Source organism: Streptomyces sp. NRRL F-5755, from assembly GCF_001279365.1.
Taxonomy (GTDB): Bacteria; Actinomycetota; Actinomycetes; order Streptomycetales; family Streptomycetaceae; genus Streptomyces; species Streptomyces rimosus.
In genome coordinates this window covers 1-4764 of the sequence record NZ_LGCW01000106.1, presented here as the reverse complement: position 1 = coordinate 4764, position 4764 = coordinate 1, and the positions used below count along the sequence as shown (strand labels likewise).

At 75.4% G+C, this 4764-nt stretch carries 3 protein-coding genes; all 3 read left to right on the top strand.

Features of this window, described 5'->3' with window-relative positions:
* Window positions 1-327: 327 nt before the first annotated feature.
* A complete protein-coding gene (locus ADK86_RS12940; protein ID WP_053696727.1) occupies window positions 328-1770 on the top strand; it encodes a DUF4192 domain-containing protein in 1443 nt (480 codons plus the stop codon).
* A gap of 113 nt (window positions 1771-1883) precedes the next feature.
* The gene (locus ADK86_RS12935; protein WP_234345831.1) at window positions 1884-3971 is read left to right on the top strand and encodes a glycogen debranching N-terminal domain-containing protein; all 2088 of its coding nucleotides are present in this window, start codon (window positions 1884-1886) and stop codon (window positions 3969-3971) included.
* A 48-nt stretch (window positions 3972-4019) separates the two neighbouring features.
* Window positions 4020-4764: NUDIX hydrolase (locus ADK86_RS12930; RefSeq protein ID WP_053696725.1), on the top strand; the 745-nt coding region annotated here is incomplete at its 3' end.

Below are 4764 nucleotides of genomic sequence, written 5' to 3'. Positions count from 1 at the left end.
ACGAAGACCTGCGTGCCGCGGCCGATGCCGTCCTCTCCCGCCACGTCGGCGACCCCGGCGGCACGGCGCGGCTGCGCGAGGACCAGTGGCGGGGGGCCGAAAAACCTGATGCCCCGCAACCCCCCCCGCCCACCGGGGGGGCCCGCCCGCCGGCCCGGCCGGATCACCGGCCGATCCGGCCGGCTCGACCGGCCCGCCCCCTCCCGCCCACCCGTATCGATCAACCCGACCGCCTCATCCCGTCCGGCCGCCGGGTCCCGCCCGCCCACGCCGCCCGCTCCCCCTTCCCCACCCGCGTCCACGCCCGAGTGCGAAGCCGCGGGAGCGGTGGGGGAGGCCGACGGGACCGAAGAGGCCAGGGTCACCCTGCGCGGGTCGGCCGAGCTGGCCGACGCGCTGCCGTATCTCCTGGGCTTCTTCCCTGACGACAGCATCGTGCTCGTCGGACTGCACGGCGAACGGGGGCGCTTCGGCAGCCGCGCCCGGCTCGGCATCCCGACCGACCGGTCGCAGTGGCCGTACGTCTCCGACCAACTGGCCGGTGCGCTCGTCAGCCTCGGCGAGGAGCGGCGCTCCCGCCCCGAGGGGATCATCGCCTACCTCTGCCGGGAACCGGCGGAGGGCGAGAACGGCCGGGACGTCATGGAACGCCTCCGCCCGCTCGCGCAGCGGCTGCGGATCGCCTGCGGTGCCCTGGACGTACCGGTGCTCGACGCGCTGTGCATCTCCAACGGCCGGTTCTGGTCCTACTGCTGTCCCGACGATCGCTGTTGCCCCGCCACCGGCACACCGTTGACCCCGCCGGGTACGTCGGTGATGGCCGCCGCCGCTGCCTACGCGGGCATCCAAGTTCGGGGCTCGCTGCGGGAGATGGAGTCCCGGCTCACCGCACGTACGGGCCCCCGCGCGGTGGCACAGACGTCCGCGTTGGACGCCGTGGCGCACCGGCTCGTCCCGCGCATGCTCCAGGAGGGCACGGCGGCGTGCGTACGGGCGGAGACCTTGGTGCACGCACAGGAGATGATCCGCCGGTTCCGGGACGACCCGCCCACGGGCAGCCGGCGGGCCAGGGACGCCTGTGACGACGCGCTCCTGACCGACAGCGAGGCGGCCCGCCTCATCGTCGGACTTCAGGACCGCATCGCCCGTGACCGTGCGGCGGAGTGGATGGAGGGGCTGGACGCCGAACCCGCACTGCGTCTGTGGCAGGCACTGTCCCGCCGCTGCGTGGGCGGCTACGCCGAGTACGCCGTGGCCCCCCTGTCACTGGCGGGCTGGGTCGCCTGGGCCACGGGTGACCAGCCGTCCGCCCGCGTGGCGCTCGGCAGGGCCCTGACTTTCGACCCCGAATGCCTCTTCGCCCAGTTGCTGCACAGCGGCATCAACCAGGGGCTGGATCCGGAGACGCTGCGACGCTGCCTTCGGGAGGAGCAGGCGGAGCGCGCTGCCCGAGCAGACGCGGCGCCTGTAGGGAAGGTCGCACTGGCGTCCGACAGTAACTCCGTACCGGTGGTTATGGACGGCCCCGCTCAGGCGCCCGAGGCCCGGCCCGAGGTGGCCCGGTCGGGTGAGGCCGGCCGCGACGTCGGACCGGAGCGCCCCGCTGTGACGGAAGGCTTCGGCGGGAGCGGTCGCCCCGGAGGGAGCGGCCGTTGTGGTGGCGCCGACCGTCCCGGTGGACCGCGCGGCGGTACGCGTCCGCCCTCCCGTAGGGGCACCGGCCGGACCGGGCGCCGTACGAGCCGCAACGGTGACCGGAGCCGGCCGTGAGCCCGCCGGCGCCGCGGTGCCGGCGTGACCTGGGCGCCGGCCGCGCCGTTCACCTCTGTGGCGCAGTCCGTTTGGAGCCCAGACCCCAGCAGGGAGCGCAGAGAGTGTCAGGCATGGTCCCCACCACTCAGCCGGCCCGCCGGGCACCCGGAGATCACCGGTCCAAGGTGCCGCCCCGGCCCCCGGAACCGCAGCCCGTCCACGGGACCCTGATCTGCGTCGCCCTGCCGGCCCTGGCCATCTCCTCCGAGCGGGGCCAGCTCACCGGCCGGGGCACGGACGGCTTCTACCGCGTCGGGCGCCGCGTCCTGTCCCGGTGCGAGCTGCGCGCGGGCGGCGCCGAACCCGTCGTGGTACAGGGGAGATTGGTGGCCTCGGACCGCGCGCGGTTCGTCGGTACGGTCCGTACGGCCGTCGACCGCGGCCCGGACCCGGAGGTCCGTTTCGAACGGCTGCGGAGTGCCGACGGCGTCGAGCGGATCACGTTCCACAGCAGCGCACCACGCCGGGTGCGGCTGCCCGTGGAGCTGCGGCTGGGCACGGACCTCGCCGAGCTGGGCGCGATCGCCGTCGGCGTCGCGGGCCCCGAACTGCCCGCCAGCGTCCACGGCTCGGGACTGCGGTGGTCCGCCGCGGGCGCACACGCGGTGGTCGCCGCCACCCCGGCGCCCTCCGACGTCATGGCCTCGGCCGGGCTGCTGTGCTGGGAACTGGACCTGCCGCCCGGCGGTCACCACACCATCGAGGTACGCGTCCGGCTGGAGCACGCGACCGCGGGCACTCCCGCCGGCGGGCCGGTCCCGCCGCTCCCGGCCACGCGCGGCGGTGAGCAGCCGCCTCGCCCCTGGTCGGCGGCGCGGCTCCAGTGCGACGACCCACGGGCCGACGCACTGCTGGCCACCTGCCTCGACGATCTGCACGGGCTGCTGATGCGCGGCCCCAGCGCCCCCACGGACATGTACCTCGCGGGCGGAGTCCCATGGCGCTGCGGCCTCTCGCCGGCCGAGGCGCTCTGGGCAGCCCGCATGTTGCTGCCTTTGGGAACCCGGCTCGCGGGGCACACCCTGCGCACGCTCGCACGCCTCCAACTCGACGGGCCAGGGGCGGATTCCGGCCGAATTCCAGGCGGCCTGCGGGACGCGGGACCGTACGCACCACCCAGCTGTACGGGCGTCGAGGCGACGCTGCTGTTCCCCACGGTCCTCGCCGAAGCCCGCCGCTGGGGACTGCCCGAGCGCGAGACCGAGCAGTTGCTCCCGGCGGCGGAGCGCTGCCTGAGATGGCTGCACGCCACCGTCGACGACGGGGACGTGTCGGGTGACGGAGCCCTGAGCGGAGGCAGCGGCTACGTCCCCGACCCCGCTCCCGGAGGGCCGTACCGCTGCGCCACACAGGCACACGCGCACCGGGCCGCGCTCCTCGGAGCCGACCTCCTCGACAGCTACGGGAGACCCGGCGCTTCGGAGCTGCGCGAGTGGGCGGCGGGCCTGCGGGCCAGGTTCCGGGAGGAGTTCTGGGTGGAGAGCCGCAGCGGGGGCAGCCCGGCCGCGCTGCGCACATCCGGCGGGCGTCTGCTGCCGCACCTCGGTTCCACCGCGGCCCACCTCCTGGACACCGGCCTGCTCGGCGGCGGCCGGTCGGCCGTGGGCCTGCTCGATCCGGTGCGTACGGAACGGCTCGCCCGGCTGCTGGGCAGCCCGGCCATGGACTCGGGCTGGGGGCTGCGGGGGCTCGGGGCCAAGGAGAGCGGCTACAACCCGTTCGGCCACCGCAGCGGTGCCGTGCGGATCCACGAGACGGCCGTCGCCGCCGTCGGCCTCGCCACCGCCGGTCACGAGAAGGAGGCCGGCTCCCTGGTCCGCGGGCTCCTCGACGCGGCGCAGAGCTTCGACTACCGGCTCCCGGAGATGTACGCGGGTGAACAGCGCACCCGCGACGGAGCCCCCGTACCGCACCCCGCCGCCTGCCACCCGGCGGCCGTGGCCGCCGCGGGCGCGGTGCATGCGCTGACCGCTCTGGCCGGAGTGCGCCCCGACGTGCCCGCGGGGACCGTGGCGGTCCGGCCGGTGGGCGGAGCTCCGCTCGGTGCCATGCAGTTCACCGGGCTCAGCGTCGCCGGGCAGCCGTTCGCCGTACGGATCAGCAGGCTCGGCCTGGGGCTGGTGGAGGAGGCCGCGAATGGCTTGCAACTGGGGGCGTGAGGTGCGCCGGGGCCTGATTATCGTCAGGCGGACGACTATGATCGCGCCATGCCTCCCTACGATCCGTCGGCCTTCCCCCCGTTCGCCGTCACCGTCGATCTGGTGGTGCTCACCGTGCGCAGGCACGCGCTGTGCGCGTTGGCCGTGCGCCGGGGCGAGCCGCCGTTCCAGGGGCGCTGGGCGCTGCCGGGCGGGTTCGTACGGGCCGACGAGGACCTGGAGGCGGCCGCCGCCCGGGAACTCGCCGAGGAGACCGGACTGCACGCGCACTGCCCGGCGGGTCCGCCGCCGCCGTACGGTGCGCATCTGGAACAGCTCGCCACGTACGGCGACCCCAAGCGCGACCCCCGTATGCGCGTGGTCAGCGTCGCCCACCTGGTGCTCGCGCCCGACCTCCCTGCCCCGACGGCAGGCGGCGACGCCCACAGCGCGCGCTGGGCCCCGGTCGAGACGCTGCTGGAGCAGGACGGCGGCCTCGGCCGCGAGGGCGAGCAGTCGGCCCCGCTCGCCTTCGACCACGCGCGCATCCTCGCGGACGGCGTGGAGCGGGCCCGCTCGAAGATCGAGTACTCCTCGCTCGCCACCGCCTTCTGCCCGCAGGAGTTCACCGTCGGGGAGCTGCGCAGGGTCTACGAAGCGGTGTGGGGCGTGGCGCTGGATCCCCGTAACTTCCACCGCAAGGTGACCGGCACACCGGGCTTCCTGGTCCCCACGGGCGGGACGACGACCCGTCAGGGCGGCCGCCCAGCCCAGCTGTTCAGAGCGGGCGGCGCGACTCTGCTCAACCCGCCGA

Excerpts from the sequence above, each read along its gene's own strand:
- ADK86_RS12935 (WP_234345831.1), top strand. The coding sequence starts at position 1,884 with ATGGTCCCCACCACTCAGCCGGCCCGCCGGGCACCCGGAGATCACCGG.